This window comes from Paraburkholderia tuberum STM678, assembly GCF_902833905.1.
Lineage (GTDB): Bacteria > Pseudomonadota > Gammaproteobacteria > Burkholderiales > Burkholderiaceae > Paraburkholderia > Paraburkholderia tuberum.
In genome coordinates, this window is record NZ_CADFGP010000153.1 from 1 (window position 1) to 2,172 (window position 2,172).

3 protein-coding genes are annotated in these 2,172 nt (G+C 61.6%); all 3 read right to left on the reverse strand.

All coding sequences use genetic code 11. The features are described 5' to 3' along the window. Window positions 1-123 precede the first annotated feature (123 nt). Entirely contained in the window at window positions 124-513 is a 390-nt protein-coding gene (locus HWY30_RS40640) for a hypothetical protein (protein ID WP_244145219.1), read from the reverse strand. Window positions 514-600: 87 nt separating this feature from the next. Beyond that, entirely contained in the window at window positions 601-849 is a 249-nt protein-coding gene (locus HWY30_RS40645) for a hypothetical protein (protein WP_090809577.1), read from the reverse strand. Window positions 850-987: 138 nt separating this feature from the next. Further along, window positions 988-2,172: OmpA family protein (locus HWY30_RS40650; protein WP_244145220.1), on the reverse strand; the 1,185-nt coding region annotated here is incomplete at its 5' end.

Sequence of the window (2,172 nt, forward strand, 5' to 3'; positions counted from 1 at the left end):
ACGGTTCGTCACTTCGCTCACGCTGTTGCCGTAGTGATCGTTCTCCGCAAGGAGCACATCGAGCAGGGTTCGTTTGCCCAGGTGGTACCACTTTCGAAGAAGGCCTTGCGCACCTGATCGGTTTCAGCGGAGAGGCGTTTGTACTACTCCGCGCGGGCGAGCCCTGATCCGCAGTGCGTGGCTCGTGATGACGCCCGCCGGCCACGGCTGCATTTGCCGAATGACAGGAACAGAGATCCCCCGGCCTGCATGGCAGGCGCGTAAATGCAAAGGCAGCTTGCTGTCCACCCCGATGGCGGCGTGAGCCACGTCCCCTGCGTAGCCGCCCCGATCAGGGAGGCGTTCCACCCCCGCGCCAGCGTGGAGAATATTGAATGCCGCTGCGATTCCAGATGGTTCAGATAGGGCGACGAAACCCGATAAATAGTGCTCGACGTCGTCAATGCGGACCCGGAAGGCATGGTGGCGGATGAAGAAGCTGCCAATGATCCTGCCCGGATTGGCAAAGTACATGGCGAGTTCCGGCCAGAAATGTCATTTAACAGGCGCTGTGCTCGCGCACGCAGTGCATGGAAGAATTTAGCCCTGAATCAACCGCAACTAATCCGTTGCAGCCTGGAGATCTGACTGCGCCTGACAGTGCCCTTCATTTTGAAGATTCGTGTCTATCGGCGTTGTTCCGGTAGCCGCGAGCGCTCGCTGCCACTGCCTGATGAACTCACGTTTGCTCGATCGGGACGCAAACACGAACTCATTGAGCTTCCCGTTAAAAAATACCTGATCCCTGTCGTGCAACTCTGCATAGGCGAGCAGCACATTGATTGCAGGAATCTCTGTTTGTCTGGTCATCGCGACACTCCCGTTCCCGGAAAGCCCTCACCGTTTGCCCGGGCATGCGGTGAAGGCCGGTAGGTACGCGACCTTCCCCGATTCAGGAAGATCGCGCCTCAGGACTCAACATCAGGGCTCAGCATCCCCCCCATGCCTTTATCGGGCCGGGCCCGACAGACTCAGTTGCACCACCACCCGGCGGTTGGGCTCATTGCAGGCAATCTTCTGCTGCATCGTGCCACTGCAGTCGGCGACCACCGGATCGGAATTGCCCGCGCTTTCCGCGGTGATCTTCTGCGCCGGAATACCCTGCTCGATCAGCATCCGGCGAACCGTCATCGCACGCTGCTCGCCAAGCTTCTGCGCCGCCGCCGCCGAGCCGATCAGGTCCGCGTGGCCGATCACCGTCACGGCTTGCAGCGAGGTGTTTTCCGCGCGAATCTGCTCAGCCAGATGTGCAATTGCCGCATGGCCTGTGACAGTCATGTCGCGATTGCCAGACTTGCCGAAGGCGAACAGCGTGTCGCCCTTGAGCGTGTATTCTTTCGCCGCGACAGGCTGCGCCACCGGAGCTGCCGTCACGGGGATCGACGCAGGGTCACACGCCTCCACTGCCGATGCGCGCGAAAGAACGTGCATCTGGGCGCGCATGCCTTGCAACTGGGCTTCGGCTTCGTTGCGCGGCACCATGATCGGTGCGTCATTGCTGCCAGCCGGCCCGACCTTCACGAAGTAGGTCATGCCGCCCTTCAGTTCTGCGCCGGATCGCCCGGTGGTCTTGCCTTTGTACAGCGGTGCGTCCTGAATGTAGGCGCCCAGCATGTGCTGGCCCGGCTTGACGCAGAAAATGCTATAGCCATTGGGCAGCAATGCGGTCTGCAGCTCGCCATCAACGTAGACGTCGGCAGCGGCCGAACGGCCCGCACCCGCGGATGCATCACGGTAGTAGACGATCTGCGCCTGCTGGGGGCCGACCTGTCCGACCGGCGCGTAGCTCTGGCCGAATACCTTGCCGGGCTGCGTACCGGCACGGGCCGTCGGCGCGGTGCCGGGTGCGGCTGCCTGGGTGACCGGCGGTTGCGGGTTAGAGAAAGTCTGTTGTGCGATGGCGGGCAAGGTACCCGCCGTCACGAGCAATGCGCCTGCGAGCGCACGCATCAGGGTTTGATTGAAAGTCATGATCAGTTCGTCAAAAACGGTCCCCCGGGCAACGCGATGCTGCTCAGGGAGCCTGATTAAATGGGTGGTGATTCCGGGTCCGCGACGCAGGTCATGCGTCGCGGACCATCCGGAGGTCAGTGGTTGTTCAGCACCGTCTCGACACCGTGCTGCACCAGCAGT

Excerpts from the sequence above, each read along its gene's own strand:
- HWY30_RS40645 (WP_090809577.1), bottom strand. The coding sequence starts at position 849 with ATGACCAGACAAACAGAGATTCCTGCAATCAATGTGCTGCTCGCCTAT.
- HWY30_RS40640 (WP_244145219.1), bottom strand. The coding sequence starts at position 513 with ATGTACTTTGCCAATCCGGGCAGGATCATTGGCAGCTTCTTCATCCGC.